The sequence below is a fragment of the Lacipirellula parvula genome (assembly GCF_009177095.1).
Lineage (GTDB): Bacteria > Planctomycetota > Planctomycetia > Pirellulales > Lacipirellulaceae > Lacipirellula > Lacipirellula parvula.
Genome location: NZ_AP021861.1, coordinates 1,382,018 through 1,398,627 on the forward strand (window position 1 = coordinate 1,382,018; position 16,610 = coordinate 1,398,627).

Annotated in this window: 19 protein-coding genes; 10 read left to right on the top strand and 9 right to left on the bottom strand. The window is 58.3% G+C overall.

The genetic code is table 11. The features are described 5' to 3' along the window. Positions 1-494: 494 nt before the first annotated feature. A complete protein-coding gene (locus tag PLANPX_RS05165; RefSeq protein WP_152097701.1) occupies positions 495-809 on the bottom strand; it encodes a hypothetical protein in 315 nt (104 codons plus the stop codon). A 940-nt stretch (positions 810-1,749) separates the two neighbouring features. Between PLANPX_RS05165 and PLANPX_RS05170 the strand changes: the two genes are divergently transcribed. Continuing rightward, on the top strand, positions 1,750-2,418 hold the full coding sequence (locus tag PLANPX_RS05170) for a DUF4142 domain-containing protein (RefSeq protein WP_152097702.1): 669 nt from the start codon (positions 1,750-1,752) through the stop codon (positions 2,416-2,418). Between the two features lie 147 nt (positions 2,419-2,565). Here the strand turns inward: PLANPX_RS05170 and PLANPX_RS05175 are convergent, their stop codons facing one another. Further along, the gene (locus PLANPX_RS05175; RefSeq protein ID WP_152097703.1) at positions 2,566-2,979 is read right to left on the bottom strand and encodes a hypothetical protein; all 414 of its coding nucleotides are present in this window, start codon (positions 2,977-2,979) and stop codon (positions 2,566-2,568) included. 13 nt (positions 2,980-2,992) lie between these two features. Next, positions 2,993-3,496 (bottom strand): hypothetical protein, encoded by a 504-nt coding sequence (locus PLANPX_RS05180; RefSeq protein ID WP_152097704.1) that lies wholly within the window; start codon positions 3,494-3,496, stop codon positions 2,993-2,995. 351 nt (positions 3,497-3,847) lie between these two features. Here PLANPX_RS05180 and PLANPX_RS05185 point away from each other — a divergent pair, with 351 nt between their 5' ends. The 7 genes from PLANPX_RS05185 (at position 3,848) to PLANPX_RS05215 (ending at position 9,028) form a co-directional block, all read left to right on the top strand. Continuing rightward, on the top strand, positions 3,848-4,081 hold the full coding sequence (locus PLANPX_RS05185) for a hypothetical protein (RefSeq protein ID WP_152097705.1): 234 nt from the start codon (positions 3,848-3,850) through the stop codon (positions 4,079-4,081). A 110-nt stretch (positions 4,082-4,191) separates the two neighbouring features. Further along, positions 4,192-4,710, top strand: coding sequence for a hypothetical protein (locus tag PLANPX_RS05190; RefSeq protein WP_152097706.1), 519 nt, complete (start codon positions 4,192-4,194; stop codon positions 4,708-4,710). Positions 4,711-5,415: 705 nt separating this feature from the next. After that, positions 5,416-5,601 carry a hypothetical protein gene (locus PLANPX_RS05195; protein ID WP_172991886.1) on the top strand — a complete coding sequence of 62 codons (186 nt, stop codon included), beginning with the start codon at positions 5,416-5,418 and terminating at the stop codon, positions 5,599-5,601. A gap of 183 nt (positions 5,602-5,784) precedes the next feature. Then, complete coding sequence (locus PLANPX_RS05200) at positions 5,785-6,057, top strand: hypothetical protein (RefSeq protein ID WP_152097708.1); 273 nt, start codon at positions 5,785-5,787, stop codon at positions 6,055-6,057. 36 nt (positions 6,058-6,093) lie between these two features. Continuing rightward, on the top strand, positions 6,094-6,336 hold the full coding sequence (locus PLANPX_RS05205) for a hypothetical protein (RefSeq protein WP_152097709.1): 243 nt from the start codon (positions 6,094-6,096) through the stop codon (positions 6,334-6,336). Between the two features lie 202 nt (positions 6,337-6,538). Continuing rightward, positions 6,539-8,071 (top strand): FAD-dependent oxidoreductase, encoded by a 1,533-nt coding sequence (locus PLANPX_RS05210; protein ID WP_152097710.1) that lies wholly within the window; start codon positions 6,539-6,541, stop codon positions 8,069-8,071. 3 nt (positions 8,072-8,074) lie between these two features. Next, a complete protein-coding gene (locus tag PLANPX_RS05215; protein ID WP_232536304.1) occupies positions 8,075-9,028 on the top strand; it encodes an SDR family oxidoreductase in 954 nt (317 codons plus the stop codon). A 126-nt stretch (positions 9,029-9,154) separates the two neighbouring features. On the opposite strand, the gene PLANPX_RS05220 is transcribed toward PLANPX_RS05215, so the two are convergent. Beyond that, on the bottom strand, positions 9,155-9,553 hold the full coding sequence (locus PLANPX_RS05220; protein WP_152097711.1) for a DUF2171 domain-containing protein: 399 nt from the start codon (positions 9,551-9,553) through the stop codon (positions 9,155-9,157). 764 nt (positions 9,554-10,317) lie between these two features. Here PLANPX_RS05220 and PLANPX_RS05225 point away from each other — a divergent pair. Beyond that, positions 10,318-10,653, top strand: coding sequence for a hypothetical protein (locus PLANPX_RS05225; protein WP_152097712.1), 336 nt, complete (start codon positions 10,318-10,320; stop codon positions 10,651-10,653). 69 nt (positions 10,654-10,722) lie between these two features. On the opposite strand, the gene PLANPX_RS05230 is transcribed toward PLANPX_RS05225, so the two are convergent. Then, positions 10,723-11,757, bottom strand: a complete 1,035-nt coding sequence (locus PLANPX_RS05230; protein WP_152097713.1) for a class I SAM-dependent methyltransferase — start codon at positions 11,755-11,757, stop codon at positions 10,723-10,725. Positions 11,758-12,120: 363 nt separating this feature from the next. Beyond that, positions 12,121-13,389 (bottom strand): hypothetical protein, encoded by a 1,269-nt coding sequence (locus PLANPX_RS05235; RefSeq protein WP_152097714.1) that lies wholly within the window; start codon positions 13,387-13,389, stop codon positions 12,121-12,123. 548 nt (positions 13,390-13,937) lie between these two features. On the opposite strand from PLANPX_RS05235, the gene PLANPX_RS05240 reads away from it, so the two are divergent. After that, on the top strand, positions 13,938-15,008 hold the full coding sequence (locus tag PLANPX_RS05240; RefSeq protein ID WP_152097715.1) for an NAD(P)H-dependent flavin oxidoreductase: 1,071 nt from the start codon (positions 13,938-13,940) through the stop codon (positions 15,006-15,008). Between the two features lie 118 nt (positions 15,009-15,126). Here PLANPX_RS05240 and PLANPX_RS05245 read toward each other — a convergent pair whose 3' ends face one another. The 3 genes from PLANPX_RS05245 to PLANPX_RS05255 form a co-directional block, all read right to left on the bottom strand. Next, positions 15,127-15,348 (bottom strand): tautomerase family protein, encoded by a 222-nt coding sequence (locus PLANPX_RS05245; protein WP_152097716.1) that lies wholly within the window; start codon positions 15,346-15,348, stop codon positions 15,127-15,129. 19 nt (positions 15,349-15,367) lie between these two features. Further along, positions 15,368-16,081, bottom strand: coding sequence for an SDR family NAD(P)-dependent oxidoreductase (locus PLANPX_RS05250; protein WP_152097717.1), 714 nt, complete (start codon positions 16,079-16,081; stop codon positions 15,368-15,370). Between the two features lie 75 nt (positions 16,082-16,156). Beyond that, the gene (locus PLANPX_RS05255) at positions 16,157-16,573 is read right to left on the bottom strand and encodes an organic hydroperoxide resistance protein (protein ID WP_152097718.1); all 417 of its coding nucleotides are present in this window, start codon (positions 16,571-16,573) and stop codon (positions 16,157-16,159) included. Positions 16,574-16,610 lie beyond the last annotated feature (37 nt).

The window sequence follows — 16,610 nt, forward strand, 5'->3', positions numbered from 1 at the left end:
GCCGGTGCGGTAAGAATCGGCTTAGGGAGCCAAGCGATTTCAGCGAGGACGGTCTCTAACATACGCCAACTTGCTTGAACTACTACCCCACTAAACAACGATTTGGATGATTACGGCCTTATTTCGCATGCACTGTTCCGAATTTCGCAGAACATAGTGTCAGACTTGCAACTTTGTCGCTAGCGGCTTCAGACAACACGCCATACGGTGTAGGTATCGCGGTGAGAACTGCCGAGCCTAAGTCGACAGGTTGCGGCTGCTGCGAAGACAAATAGCGGCGTCGCGAGATCGGCCGAGCTTGCGACGCTTCTTATCTAATCTAAGTGCGTCGCTGCGCTAGTGGACGGCCTGCACGGCCTGCACGGTATGACTCGCCAGCGAGTCATTCATCTCACAAACAGACCGCTATTCTCGTAACTTACCGGTCCGCCACGCCAACCCGCCGCAGTGGTGTCAATCTTAAATGGGTTGGCGTGGTTTTCCGGCGTTGCCGGTCAGTCGCTCATACTAGGCGACAGGAACTCTGAGAAGTGATGCAGGACGCCGCTGAGCAAGTCTTCTGGGCAGTCGTAATTGCTCACCGTGAATTCAATGATCGCGCCACGATCGTGCATGCCAAATTCAAAACCGCGATAGTCGAATACAATCCACGTGTCTCGATCTTCACCGGTGAATCTTACGATTCGGCAGCCGTCTAACTGCTCAAGCTGGCTGAACATATCTTGCCAAGTTCGCGAGAACGGCAGTTCCGCGAACTTACGACGAGAGATGTGCGAATAGGGAGATTCCAGCAAGCCTTGGTAGTGCATTCTCATCCTTGGTAAAAGCGAATTGCTTTAAACTCAATTCTTGGGTGAGAACTCGCCCAAAGACAGACAAAACTGCTAATTAAATCACTAATAAATATAGCGTGTACCCCGAAAGGGTCATTGCAATCTAAGAACAACTCAGGAGTGGAGCGGAAATACAGCGCGACGCTCGAGTAATGCGTCAGACTTGCGATTGGCGTGTTTGGTAGCAATTGACTCAATCTGAACGGAATTAGACACATCTGCGACGAGAGATGCCTAAGAATGGGAGTGCTACGCTGCCGCGATCATCTGGAATGGGAGAATTGTGTTATGGACTTACTCCAATCCCGACTGCCTCCGTTATGGAAACGCCAGATTGGTCAATTAGGTTACGCGCATTCCTTTCGAGCGATTCTGCCCCACACCGAGCTACTTCCTGGGGCGAATATTACCTTGTTCATGTCAGATGTATCCGAAACCGTTCTAGTTTTTGACTACGAGCATTACGAGTTCTGCATCGTTGGCGACGGGGCGGGTCTGAACTTAACTGTCAATGACGCCGAGTGTCCAGACACTGTGGTGGATAAGGTCTTACGCCACTTCTCAACCTTAAGCTCGTTAGAAAGTACTGAAGCAGGCGGAACGAGCGCCTGAGCATAACTGTTGGACGGCGCACGTTCAGTTTGCGTCGATCGGCACCACATTCTGTCGGACGCAATAACAAGACTAGGCGGTTGTTTTTCCTGGATGCGAGTTTCTCTACTCACGAGCCAGTCAACTAATAGCGGCATAAGCCTTGCACGCCTACGATCGTCCTGCCATTAGATCGATGCACGCAGCTATCGCCGACTTCTTCCAAAGACTTACAAGTCAGCGGCTGCGATTCAAGAAAGGTCTTTCTGCACACTTAATTGCGGGCATAGGCGCAAACCCTTCTGTTTCATAGAAAGAGTGTGAGATGAGACTTAATTCGTTAATAGTAGTAGCTTTTTCATGTGCTTACGCCATCGCGTTCGCGCCCGTTTCCATCGCCGCAGAGGCGAAAGCTGGGAGCGGCGAAACAAACCTCGACCAACAAATCGCGACGTGCATGCTTTTGGGAAACCGTGAAGAGATCGCACTCGCACAGTTCGCAGAGGAGCACGCTGAGCATCCTCAAGTAAAAGAATTCGCCAAAACGCTGGTTGCAGCTCACACCAAGGCGGTGGCAATGATCGAGAAGGCGGCACCTGAAGTCGCCAACTTGCAACTGTCGAGTGACAATCCAGCAAATGGCGGTGCAGACCGTTCGCAACCCATCGGACACTCTAAGAGTGCCACCGCACTCATGCAGGCAGTGAAGAGTGAGTGTTTGTCGCTAACTGAAAAGGAACTTGGTCAGTACAAGGGCGCGGAGTTCGACCAAGCCTTCATTGGGCAGCAGCTTGGAGCGCATGTGGGAATGTTGGCGCACCTTCGCGGCAGCAATTCGTTTGCTTCACCTGAGCTTCAGAAACTCATCGCTGAAGGCGAGAAGATGACAACTATGCACATGTCGGAAGCGAAGAAGATCATGGAGCAACTAAACGCCGCTCCGAAGACTGCAAGCACAACGCAGCCTGCGACTTCACCGCAGTCTCGTAAGTAGGGCTAGCGAGCCCGGTGCGGCAAATCGCTGCACCGGGCTTTCGCTTTTGGCTGAAAGCTTTGGACCTGCGGTTAACCTCACACGGCACCAACCAATCGCGGTCGCCCAAAGTATGGCTTCAACGCGATTGCTGATGAAATCGTGAAGCTACAACGTAGCCACCATCCCCAGCAGCACAGCGACGACGCTCATTCCCACCAACGCCGACCGCAGCGTGAACTGGCGACCGATGCGAATCGCCGCGACGGCGGCAACGGCGAAGACGAGCGCGGCGTACCAGAGGGGAAAATGAATCCCCCGATTTCTGTAGCCGACTCGACCGCTTGAGTTTGCTAACAAGTATCTCAGCACGGCTTGTCGGTAAACTGGCACCGCTGTCTGTCTCACGCTGAGCATTGAAATCATCCCTTTGCCTCGCCACGCCTCCAAGCGTACTTCATGGGTCGCCGATGAGATCGCCAGGGTGCGAGGCTTTACGCCGTCGAACTGCCACAACGCCAAGCAGCCCACGCTCGCCGCAAGGAAAATCGCCGCCAAGGCGTAGCGGATAGCTTTCAGCATCTAGGAGCCGGTGTTAGTTGGTGATCTCTTCCAGTACTACTTCACCGTCCGGCTTGATCTCTTTAACGGTCATTTTTGGGAATTCGCTCGAATCCCAAAGTTGCGGTCGGTGCTGGAAACCCGGATTCTCTATTTTCTTGGAAATGATCGAAGCCAGTTCCGCTTGAAGCTTCGCGGCTGTCGCAAGGTCCATCTGCGCGGTCAGGGCCGTGAAGTTATGGGCTGGATCGTATAGCCGAAGCATCACTCGCGTATCCGGCAGATCATTGCCGTGAACGTCGACTCCCCGCCAGCTTGCTTCCACGCTCCATTGATAACTGGATGGCACTTCAACCACGCCGGCTTTGTCTGCGTGAAGTTCACTGGTGTAGAGATAAAATGAGTTGCCCAGTGTCGACGCGATATCAGCTGTAGGGGCAGTCGAGTCCTGGGCCGCCACCGCTTCGCGGCTCCAATCGACGTCCGAGGCGGCCCAACCAACAGCGACGCCAATGGCTAGCAGGTAGAGAGGTTTCATCGAGAAGCTCCGGGGGAAGAGAAGGTTTGGCTGGGATTGTAGCGGATCGGGTTGTTGGATTCGATGCAGGCGGGATTGAGAGATGAGGTAGGAAAATGCCCTTGCGAGCTGCCTCCTGCCGAAGTCTCTGCCCTGCAAAATTGCAGCGCCACGCAGCAGTCATCCCCTGAGCATAACCGCGGGAGTGCAAGCAGCCGTCAAGTAGAGATTTGCCTTTCGGCCCTATATCGCAGGGCGTCAATGAGGTTAACGCTCATGACAAAAGGGCAAATTCGAACCCGGTTGCGAATTCAAGTCGACCCCGCCAAGATTGTGCGATTGCCCCAAGATCGCACCCCTGGAATAGCCGCTTTGTACGACAACTTCCCACCGCGCCAGATCTTCCTCGCTGGCCGCAACATCGTCTGCGCTTCGGCGGAGGACCTGAAGCTCTTGAAGGAAGCGCAGGCCCTCGAGATCGATCCGGCGACCGTGCTGCAGCATTCCATCGGCCGACTGCATCTAATCAAAGAAGCCTGCCAGCGCTACTCGCTAGGGAAGTACCAGCGGCTCGCAAGCCAGGCGATCGACCGTGCCAGCGTCTGAGTGCGGCTGATGCTTGAGTGAAGTGCTCATAAGCCTACAATTGATTTCGCCAGACTGACTGGGCGGGTCTAGCGACGCAGAGAGGCGGAGGTCCACTCGCGAGAGGCTTCGTGCTTCTCAATTCCAGCTGGGGCAAGGACGGGGCGTCGATGTTCGTGGAGAGGAGCGACGCTCCGCTTTTTCAGCCGTTCTGCTCGGCTGATCGCTCTCTCATCCTTCCGCGTGGCACGAGCATTGCATCGGTCGCTAGTTACCCGCTCCTGGAGGATGTGATGCTCAGATTGGACCTACCCCAGCTGACGATCGTGGCAGCGATCGCCTTCGCATCGTTGGTGCTATTCAATGACATCCTACGGCGCTACCGGACAAGAATGCCGCCGGAGGTGATCAATCCAGCCGTAGAGCCAGTTATGAAAACAGGATCGCCAGGCCATTACGTGCCGAGCAGTTTCGAGGCCCTGGGACTTCACGCTGATGCCACTCCCGACGATGTGCTCGCCGCTTACCGATCGCTTGCAATGGAGGCCCACCCGAACCATGGCGGCGACCTGGAAGCGTTCACGCTGCTGCAGCAAAATTTCGAGCAGGCGATGACACACCCAGAGGGGCGAATCGCCCAAGCTTCTTAGTGTCCACCTCCGGGCTCCTCGCGGCCTCCGAATCTATGGGCACGCCAATCGCTCGCAACGCAGTGAGCTCAGTCCAGTGCGATTGATTTTCGAGAAGAGCCCTCAGTCGTCGGTTTGATGATTCGGCAGCCGTTTCGTCGCTCGCTGGATCACGCGTTCGAGGTCATCACGGCTCATTGACCGCTGCTCGGCGAACTCGCGCCGCGTGATCCCTTCAGCTTTAGCTTCGCGCCAAGATCGGAGAATAGCGGCATCTTCGGCGTGAGTGTCTAGATGAGGGCGGCCTGGCGTTCGACGCGGCATGTCCATGACGATCCCTTCCGGAGTGTGGAGAATCGCGTAATTGCAAGTACCGTGCCTTGGTATCCACTGGCTTCCCTAGCGTCACGCTGGCTAGCCTGCCGTCGCTGACGGTGTAGCTTCGGCACGTCTTTCGCGTTGCGGTGTGACGCTGCATACAGCAGAGTCGCCGTGAGGTTCAGGTTACTGCCCAATACTGAGCCTTCGGCGGCTGCCTTCGACGCTCCGCGGATCAGAAATGCGGAACCTTTGCAGTCAAAGCGGTCGCGATCCACTCAGGAGCCAACAACCCGCCGCGCCAATCGATTCATGGATGGGCAATTCGGAGGGGGATGGGCGCGGCGGCTGATTAACACGTTTTGCGGGCGATTCGCCCACCTGTTTGTTTCTCTTTTGAAAGGCTGAATGATGAAACGCTATCTCTCGCTGGCTGTGCTGGCCGGCCTCATGTCTGTCGGCGGTTTGACCGGTTGTTCGGATAAGGCGTCGACGAAGACTGAAACGACCGTCAGTACGCCAGAGGGCGAAACCACCAGAACGACCGAGACGACGGTTGAGGAGTCGGGCGAGAATCCCCCGCCGGCTAACTGATCGGCTTCGATTACCGACTGCGGCTCTGCCGCGGCGACCCGCTTTCCTGTTTGTCGGGCCGCCGCGGTATCCGCTTCTCTCCTTGCGCTGACGAATCAACTGGCACGGCGGCCCCTCCGTTGTTATCAGCCTTTCAACCTGGGGTCGCCGTGTCAGCTTGTTGAGCGACCCAGGAGCATCGGCATGTCCTTGAGACCCACCACTCGTGAGTATTTCGACGAAGTGCTTTCCCTGCCTCATGATCGCACCGCGCCGGCGGAACCAACGGCGTGGTACGCGACCGACGACGGGCGCGTCATCGCCGAAGTTGGGTTTGATCCTGTATCTGAGCGTTGGCTCGGCGTTGTCTACGCACAATCGCCTGAGGGCTGGCAGGAAGTCGATCGTCACGGTGAGGGCTATTTTGATCTCGACGATGCCGAGCGAGCCATCGTGTCATCAGCAGCCGCTCTTTAGCCTGCAGACCCTTAATCCCGGTGTGGAGAGGTGACCGTGGATACCGAAAAGCTCTTCCCGCTTGAATACCAGGGCAAGATGATCGCCTGCAAATCGGCTGATGATCGGAAGCTACTGCAGTCGGCGATTCTTCTCGACGGTCACCGGTCTGATTGCGACCAATACCCCTCCGCGGAGCTTCAGCAAATGAGCAAGGTCTGCGAGCAGTATGAGCTCACCTCGCTCGCGAAGCTGACCGCCGAACTAGCAAAACGTTGCGATGAGAGTGAACGCCCCTAGCGTCTACCCTTGTTGCCTCGCCCTTGGGAATGGTGGCGGGGCAACCGATGGTCGGTCCAGTTCAGGACGCTCTGGAGGGCTATTGACTGGGCCGACTGTCAATTACGCAGAACTCCGCACATTTTTTCGTTGCCCTTGGGCGGCACATACCTTGCATGGGACTCGCTAGCTTTTCTCGCCATCTCTGAGCAGGGGTAGGACCATGGAACGCATCTCACCGATCGCCACCGCGGAAAATGAATCGATATGGGGAGCGACCGTCGAACTGCCTAGGTCGCGGCGGATCAACTCTGATCTTGACTGCGACGTCTGCGTCGTAGGCGGCGGCATTTCCGGACTAACTTCCGCATATCTGTTGGCGAAAGAAGGTCAACGAGTCGTCTTACTCGACGATGGGCCACTGGCCAGCGGCATGACGCACGTTACGACTGCGCACCTGTCGAATGTGATCGACGATCGCTTCGTCAACATGTTGAGTTGGCACGGCGAGTCAAACACGCGTTTGGCGACGGAGAGCCATGCATCGGCGATCGACTTCATTGAGCGAGTAAGTCGAGAACTGCACGTCGACTGCGACTTCGAACGGCTCGACGCTTACCTGTTTGCAGCGCCCGACCATAACGACGTCGATCTCCACGATGAGTTCGATGCTGCCTTGTTAGCTGGCGTCGACGTGGAGTGGGAATCGCGGGCTCCCCTCACACTGCACGACACCGGCCCCTGCTTGCGATTCCCACGACAAGCGAGATTCCATCCATTCAAGTATCTCGACGGCATGGTTCGTTCATTCAAGCGAGCCGGCGGCAAGGTTTTTACGAATACCCACGCTGATAAAGTCACGGGAGGAGAACGGGCCGCTGTCGAGATCGGCGAGCACCGCGTGCAGGCTAATGCGGTGATCGTTGCCACGAATTCGCCGATCAACGACATGTTTGCGCTACACACGAAGCAGGCGCCCTACATGACGTATGTCGTCGCGCTTCGCATTCCGCGCGGCAGTATTGAGGATGCGCTCTACTGGGACACGCTCGACGCGTACCACTACGTCCGCCTTCAGCCGCTTGATCACAGTCACGACTTGCTAATCGTCGGCGGCGAGGATCATAAGTCGGGACAAGCGACCGACACGGAAGAACGCCACCAGCGGCTAATCGACTGGGCTAGTAAGCGGTTTCCGATAGGCGTTGTCGAGTTCACCTGGGGCGGCCAGTGCATGGAGACGATCGATGGGCTAGCGTTCATCGGCCGTAACCCTCTTGATGCCGACAACGTTTACGTGGCGACGGGAGATTCGGGGATGGGGATCACTCACGGGACGATCGCCGGCATGCTACTGAGCGATCTCATTCTCGGCCGCGAGAATCCGTGGGAGACGCTCTATTCACCGTCACGCAAAACGCTGCGTGCGGTGAGCGAGTTCGCCAAGGAGAACCTCAACGTTGCCAACCAATACCTCGATTGGATTACGCCGGGCGAAGTAAAATCGACGGACGAGATCGAGCCTGGCGAGGGAGCCATTCTGCGTCGGGGAATGACGAAGGTCGCGGTTTGCCGCGACGACGACGGGAAACTCACCGAGGTGTCGGCGGTTTGCCCGCACCTGGGCTGCATCGTTCATTGGAACGGAGCGGAACGGAGCTGGGACTGCCCATGCCACGGGTCGCGGTTCCACGCAGACGGCGAGGTGATTAACGGTCCTGCAAACATCAACCTTGCGCCCTCAAGCAAAGAGTAATGCGTGTCCGCCCTCCCCGGCTCGCGACGCAAACACCTGCTCAATAATTACTGGTTGTCATCTATGGCGAACAAATCGAAGGTCGGCGGGAAAAGCAATAAACGAAACGTCAGGCCAGCGAAGACGCAGTCGCGACGGCCTGGGCGGCAGAGCGAGATGACTCCGCAGCCCGTTTCTATTGTCCCCGGCGTTCCCGGTTCCGGGCGCCTCGCCGGCAAGGTAGCGCTAATCACAGGCGGCGACAGCGGAATTGGTCGAGCTGTCGCGCTTCACTTCGCGCGAGAGGGCGCCAACGTTGCGATCGTATACCTCAGCGAAATGAAAGATGCGGAAGAAACAAAGCTAGGAGTAGAAGAGCACGGCGCTAAATGCCTGCTCCTCAAGGGCGATGTCGGCAGGGAAGCATTCTGCAAGCGATCGATCGATCAGTGCGTTTCTAAGCTCGGTCGACTGGATATACTCGTTAATAACGCAGCAGAGCAGCATCCCAAGGAGTCCCTCGACGAGATCGATGAGAAGCAGCTGACGTCGACATTCCGAACGAACATCTTCTCAATGTTCTACTTGTCGAAAGCCGCTATCCCTCACCTGAAGAAGTCGCCCGAGACGAGTATCATCAACACGACGTCCGTGACCGCTTACAGAGGTCACGAGACCTTGCTCGACTATTCTGCAACGAAGGGTGCGATTGTCAGCTTCACGCGATCGCTTTCACAAGTCCTCGCAAAGGATGGCATTCGAGTGAATGCCGTCGCGCCAGGGCCCATCTGGACGCCGCTAATTCCCTCTACGTTTCCTGCGGAGAAGGTGGCATCGTTCGGAACAGATACCCCACTAGGAAGAGCGGGCCAACCTTGGGAGGCAGCGACCTCCTACGTGTTTCTGGCATCGGCTGAGTCGTCGTATATTACTGGGCAGGTCATTCACCCGAACGGAGGCGAGATTATCAACGGATAACTCGTCGAGCGGCCGCCCCAAACGAAGAGCAGTATCGCTCGCATTACACTGAAAGTAGAAAAGGCCCGGCCAAAGCTGGCCGGGCCTCACGAGAACCGATCGGGAGGCTAGATCAAACTGATCTAACTACCTGGCGCATGACGCGGCGTCGGCCTTCCAGTTCTCTTCGGTTTCTTTCGAATTCTTGGTCAAATGGACGTGGCGATCGACGCGGGAAACCCAGCTGATTGGGACGAAGTGGTGCTGCCCGTCTCGACTATCATTTTTCGTGAGCTTGATTGCATTGCCCTCGACGTGGTCGACGACGCCGACTTTCTTACCACACGAAGCGATAACTTCCATGTGGTCCTCGATGGCGGACACTCCACGGTCAGTTCCCCCGTCTGGACCGCTCATCCCGGTCTTCTCTTTCACGAAATCCACGGCATCCTCGGCGCCGGTAGCGATGCGCGATCCAACGTCCTTCGCCGCATTCGCAACGGCATTACCCGCGTTTGCGACGTTCTTCTTAATGCTGTCTGCCATGTTAGGTTCCCCTTGAGATTCGGCAGCGATTACTGCCGTGCCATGTTGAAAAGTTACTAGAACTGGGCTCTGGCCATCACCTGTAATCACTGGCGGTTGCGCATGAGCACGCCAGCTGACAGGTTTTCAGACTGGGGTGAATGCTTCGCGTCCCCCGGTGGCGTTGATGCGCGTACCCGCCCCACGCATTACCGCTTCTTACCGCGTCCTCGTTGTGCCGCAGTGTCGCGACCAGGGGTAGTTTCCCCAGTAGCACCGCCACCTGCGCGACCACTCGCCGGGCCAGTGCGAATCGGTACTTCGACTCTTTCGTCTTTGCCGACGCGTACAGCTTTCGTTGGAACTCCATGCTCAACTGCCGGCACGCCAACCCCAGGTTCGCCCTTGCCAACGAGTGGCTTCTTAGGCTGGGACATGATTGATCCTCCTTTTGGTGACTGTTGACTGTCTTTCCCATTGCGATTGGCGTGCCGCTTGCAAGAAAGGAGAGAGTGTGTTGCAAGCGACGCTAAGGAGGTTGAAAATCACCTCGAAAAGAGCGTACTAGCAACGTGAGCCGAAACGTCGTGCGACGCGGGCGGAGTGGAAAGCTGGCAGCCAATTGATAAAGATGGCTTGCGGGAGACCAGAGCGCGTTGAGTTGCCGCGAGATTCGGAACCTTTCGGCGGCTCCAGGCTACGTCGACGCTCGTTCGGCGATACACTTCGAACTGGTAAGCCCAGCGCGATTCTTATCCTACTCTCTGATCCTGTCGGAACTTCAAATGCCAGTGCCTGTAATCATCGACTTGCCAAACGGCGACACACTTGAGGCGGGCGACCCAAGTTGGCCGGAGATCGCGTCAGCAAAGTGGAACCGTCCAAGTGACGACGGTTACATTGAGTGGACGCAGTCGATCTGCCGCCATTCTGATGGCCGCTTGCTGGCCTACGTCGTCATGCTCCCGCCCAGCGGCATTCTCCGGACGGCGGGTGAGATATTGGCGGATGATTCGCTGCTGGTAGATACGATGGAGGCACTCGCTAAGAAGTTCGATGTGCCTACGAACGTCCCCTACTCTTGCATTCAACGTTACAAGAGAGTCGCGGGGAAGAAGTAGTTTGTTGCTGCAAGCGGTGCGCGATCGATTGAAGCAGTAAGCGATTGCCTGCTAACTAGATCCCCTGTCCTACCGCCGCCCGCGACCTCTAGTCGGCTTCTCCAGCACCCATCGTGTGACCATCGACAAATTGTCGTTGAAGTATCGCCACGATGACGGAAAGAACGTCAGGTAGCGGTTGTACGTCTGCACGTCCACCAACCGCAACGCCTCCTCTTTGTGCTCGACCATGCGATCGAACCACGCCCGCAAAGTCGGACGGTAGTCGTGGATTGAGCAGTGCTTGATGCGAAAGCCGGCATCTTCCCATGCCTTCGCATGGAAGCGGTAGGGCGCGCCCATCGAACCGGGGAAGTAGATCTGCGAGCAGGCAACTGTGGCCGTGTAGTAATCGCTCACGCGGCAGAAGAAATGCTTTACAAGCCGTCCGCCAGGCTTCAGAGCCGCATAGAGTTTGTCGAGCAATTGCGGAATCTCATTTTCCCGTACATGCTCCCAGGCGCCGATCGAGTAGATTTTGTCGAACGCTTCACTGGGATAGTCGCGGGTAATGAAGTTGTCGAAGTCAACGTTGAAGTGATTGTGCTCGTCATTGTACGCCTTTTGCTCTTTCGAGAGCGTTAGGCCGTAGAGATTCTCACGCTCACCGGTAGCTTCTAAGATCCGTTTAAGCATCGGTCCCCAGCCGCAACCAAGCTCCATAATCTTCTCGCCCGGTTGCGGGTCGATCAGCTTCAAGATGAAGTCGGCCTTATGCTGCTGGGCCTCTTCGATCGTGTCGTCCGGAGTGTGGAAATCGGCGCATGTGTAGAACATGTATTTCCGATCGAGCCACAGTTTGTAGAAATCGTTCGAGACGTCGTAGTGCTCGGAGATACCTAGAACATGGTCCTGCTTCATCTTGGCTCGAATGATGAGCGGTCGTATCGGACGAACAGGCCAAGTGGTGCGGATCCAGTCGGTGCCGAGCGGCATCTCCCGCGTGATCTCGTGCCACGTCTTCTCTGGATCGAGCGGTTGAGGTGAGCGAATGAGGTTCTGGAGGAATGCGTATGACACGCCGTAAACGGCGGCTTCGACCGGGAATAAAGCGTGGCGAATCATGCGAAGTCCGTTCGTGAAATGTCGTCACCAATCGGCGAACTACTTCCGTGGTGCAATCGCGATTGCGGGATTGCCAATACCAGTCGAATGCCCTCGACTGATGAGTGAAACTGCGATCAAGGTGGCTACAAAGAATGCTGCCATCACCCAACCAGCCCAACGGCGCTGAGCTTTGAGCATTCTTTCTTGGGCCGATTTATGTCCCTTCGTCGACTGACTGCAGTAGCGGCAGGCAGTCGAAGCGACCTCGACTTCGGCGTTGCAATGCGGACAGTGCCGCAGCCGTGGGGATGCGAGGACAACTGGTACGGGGTTGAGACAGAGGGCGCCTTCCACATCGGTCAGCTCGTCCAACGGGTTCCGCTACTCCACTGACGTCTCTTTCGCCACCGGCTGTTCGCTGATCTTAAGCGACGAGCGGCGCTCGGTCTCCCGAAGCTGCTCAAGCACGGCCGACACGTACCCGTTTGCTGAATCAGCCTCGTGGCGGGCGGCATCAGCTGAGACTTTGGCTTTCTCCGCCGCTTTCCGCTCGATGGAAGCTAGCGCCTTGGCCTGTTCCGCTGAACGACCGCTGATCTCCGCGGCTTCCTTCGCTGCGTCGAGAGCGGCCATCTGCTCGGCCAGAATGACTTGCTGGCGAGCAGCCTCGTTGCGCGCCTGGTCGGCGGCGAGCTTCTTGGTCTCCGCCTTTGCTAATTTCGCGTCTACGACTGCCAAGCGTTGGTCCGCGTCTTCGCGAGCCTCGGCGAGTAGTTGACGCTCCTGCTCAAGCAGCTTGCGATCGTTGACAATCTCCTGCTTCGCCAACTTGGTCGCCTCCAGAGCGTCAGCAGCGGCGTCCTTCTCGAGCCGAGCCGCGTCGACGGCCATGGCCGCAGCCAATTGCTCCTTCTCGGCGGCTTTACGTTCACCAATGGCGATGTCGCGAATCGCAGACGCCGTCGCGAGCGCCTTCTCAGCCTCCTCACGGTCTCGACGTGCATCGTCAGCTTGTCGTTGAACTTCGGCTTTCACGGAGCGAGCTACAGCTGCTTCTCCCTTTGCCACTTCCGCGTCCTTGAGCAACTGGCTTGCCGCCTCGATTCGCTCTTCCATTGCGAGACCGGCCTTTGCGTTAAGTGCGGCCAGTTCCTTCTCCGCTGTCAGCGCCGCGAAAGCATCGGATCTCGCCTTCAGCGCTGCGCGCTCAAGAGAATGAGCACGACCGAGACGGTCGCTCGATTTCGCGAGAGCTTCAGCCGCTTCTCGACTCAAGTGCTCTGCATACGCCAGTTTGCGTTGCGCGCTCTCCGTCGCCTCTTTGGCGGCGGCTTTGGCGTCAGCAGATTCCGCTGCGGCGATGCGTGCGGCTTTTTCATGCTTGCGCACTTCGGCGCGGAGTGAATCGATTTCAGAGGATCCGCAGCCGACTGCGAAGATGAGGCCCAGGGCAACGGCTAGATGGGGAAGGCGACTCATGGGGCGTCCCTTGTAACGGGAAAGTGAAGGGGCGTTTGTGTCACTTAACCCATCGACTAGAACGTTCGGGATGAGTGATCCGATCGCGTCGACTCGGAGCAGGCTGCACATCCTGAACAACCGTAAGACCACCCCGCGAGTCTCAGATGGGGGCATTTGCGCAACGGACAACGGGCGCTTGAACGGCCGCGTTCTTGCATTGAGATTCTCAACATGACCCCCAAGCGTGGAGCGCCGAAGAAGCCGCCTGAAGAGTTGAGGGGCGCGCCTATCCAGATCCGCCTGACGAAGGCGGAGCGTCAAGTGTGCGAAGATGCTGCGGCAAGCCAAACGCTACGAAGCCGATTGATGCGGCGGCAATCACCACGCCGCCGGCAGACGCCGTGATCCACCAACGATCAACAATCTTCCCCGCAAACTCCCGTTCACCCGCCGTGCAACTGTCGCCTAAAATGCAACAGGCGACAGCAAGTGACACGACGCCAAGCGACGCGACGGCAGTCGACCCACCGCTCATCGCCGTCCCGTTCGCGACGCCCGCGTTCACAGAGCCTGTGCAAAGTCCGCCGCGAGATCAAAGTCTCCGCCAGACAGACGCCAACGAGCGGCAGCGAGACCGCCAAGCCGCGAAACGACAGAAGGCCGCCAAGAAGCGTTCCGCCGCCAGTCGACGACGAAACGCCGCATAGATTCAACATGCAGTTAGACGAAAAGACTCCATGCATCCATTGCTGAACAGACTCCGTCTCGAACGGCCGATCATCCAAGGCCCGATGGCCGGCGTCTCGACTCCGGCGATGGCGGCAGCGGTGTCGGCGGCCGGGGCGCTCGGTTCGATCGGCGTCGGCGCAGTCGATGCGGAAGCCACCCGCGCGATGATTCACGCGGTGCGCGAGCAGACCGATCGAGCGTTCAACGTGAACGTCTTTTGCCACCAGCCCGCGACGCCGAACGCGGCCAAGGAGCAGGCATGGCTTGCTCGGTTGGCGCCTGAATTCGCACACTACGGGGCAAAGCCGCCGAGCCGACTCACGGAGATCTACGCGAGCTTTCTCACCGATGATGCGAAGCTGGACGTGCTGCTCTCAGAAAAACCGGCAGTGGTTAGTTTTCATTTTGGCTTGCCGCGTCGCGAGCAGATCGAGGCGTTGCGAGCCGCCGGCATTGTGCTAATCGCCACAGCGACAAGCTTGCTGGAAGCGCAGCAAGCAGTTGCCGCGGGAATCGACGCGATCGTCGCGCAGGGCTACGAGGCTGGCGGCCATCGCGGAGCGTTCGATCCGCGCGGCGTCGATGATCGCCTCGGCACGTTTGCGCTGACGCGGCTGCTAGTGGAGAAGCTCGAAGTGCCAGTGATCGCCGCGGGCGGCGTTATGGACGGCGCGGGGATTGCCGCGGCGCTCGCGCTCGGGGCGACGGCCGTTCAACTGGGAACGGCGTTCATCGCTTGCCCCGAATCATCGGCCGACGCTGCCTATCGCGAGGCGCTTTTGGGCCCGCAGGCTAAACACACCGTGATGACCTCGGCGATCTCAGGCCGACCCGCACGTTGCCTGAGCAATCGGTTCACCGCATTCGGATCGCAGATTTCCGTCGAAGAGATTCCCGATTACCCGATCGCCTACGACGCCGGCAAAGCGTTGCATGCCGCTGCGAAGGCGAAGGGCGAGTTTGGTTACGGCGCCCAGTGGGCAGGGCAGGGGGCGCCGTTGGCGCGAGCGCTGCCGGCCGCGGAGTTGGTGGCTCAGCTAGCGCAGGAACTCGCCGCAGCCCAGCAGCGCGCCTGCTGATGTTAAGGCGTGTGATAAAAGCCGCCGGCTCCGCCGGTGGACGTAGCTAGAGTACGACGGATTAGCAATTCGTCCACCGGCAAAGCCGGTGGCTTTTATGCTGACTCAACTACGAACCTCAATCGCCGTTCGGCTCGCTGCCCGTCTGCCGGCGAAACTCCTCAACCGGCAACCCAGCGACGCCCCAATCCGCCAGCTCCACCTCCTGAATGACGACGAACGTCAGCGCAGGCGGTTTGTTCAGCACCTCGCTCATGAGGTCAGTCGCCCCCTTGATGAGCGCGGCCTTTTGCTCTGGCGTCGTTCCCTCGCGAGTGATTTGGATCGTGACGATCGGCACAGGTCGGTTCCTTGCAGTGTTACCAGTGGCCGGCATGAGCGCCGCCGTCGACGTGGAGCGTTTCGCCCGTCACGAACTTCGCCCCTTCCAAGTACAGCACGGCCTCGACAATCTCGTCGACTTCCCCCATCCGTCTCACAGGATGCAGGCCGGCGAGAAAGGCGTGCGTTTCGGGGGCGTGCATTGGCGTGCGGATCACGCCCGGCGCCACGGCGTTCACGCGAATGCCGCGATCGGCATACTCGATCGCCAGCGACCGTGTGACGGCGTCGAGGCCCCCCTTGGTGAGCGAGGCCAAGGCCGACGGAACGCCTTTCACCGGCTGATTGACAAGCGTCGTCGTCATGTTGACGATGTGCCCGCCCCCCTGCGGCAGCATCTGGCGAATCGCACACTGCGAAACGTAAAAGAAGCCGGCGAGGTTCAGCGAGATCTTGGCGGCGAAATCGGCGGGCGTGTAGTCGACGAACGGCTTCGAAATGAACATTCCGGCGTTGTTTACCAGCACGTCGACGCGGCCGAACTTTTCGACCGCCATGCGAATCACGCGCTCGGCAACGGCCGGATCGGCGATATCGCCCGCGACGGCGACGACCTCTGGGAAGGTTTCGGCTGTAATCGACCGCGAATTGGCGAGAACCTGATAGCCGCGGTCGAGAAACCCGCGGACGAGTCCCGCGCCGATTCCTTGCGAGGCGCCGGTGATGACGGCGACTTTGCGTTCGCTAGACACATCCATCTCCGCGATGCGTGGGCGTTGAGTTACGGCAGGCTTGTCGAAAGGACGAAGCGACGGGCGATGCGGCGCTCACAGCAGATTGATTTCGACGTCGATGTTGCCGCGGGTGGCTTTCGAGTAGGGGCAAATCTGGTGAGCATCTGCGACGATCGCTTGGGCAACCTCGCGGTCGATGCCGGGCAGGCTGACGTTCAACCTGGCGCGGAGGAGGTAACCGCCGTCGGTCATGCCGAGATCGACCTCGGCGTCGATGGCCGTTTCTGGCGGCAGGCGCAACTTCCGCTGCTGAGCCGCTACCGCCATGGCGCCGATGAAGCAAGCCGACCAACCGCAGGCGAAGAGTTGCTCCGGGTTGGTCCCCGTGCCGGGCCCGCCTGGCGACGACAACTTAATATCGAGCCGCCCGTCAGAAGTGCGCGAGGCGCCGTCGCGACCGCCGGTGGTGTGAGCCTTGGCTGTGTAGAGAACTTTTTCGATGTGCAGCATGCCAGCGTCCTCGCGAATGAATCGGCACGGAAACGTG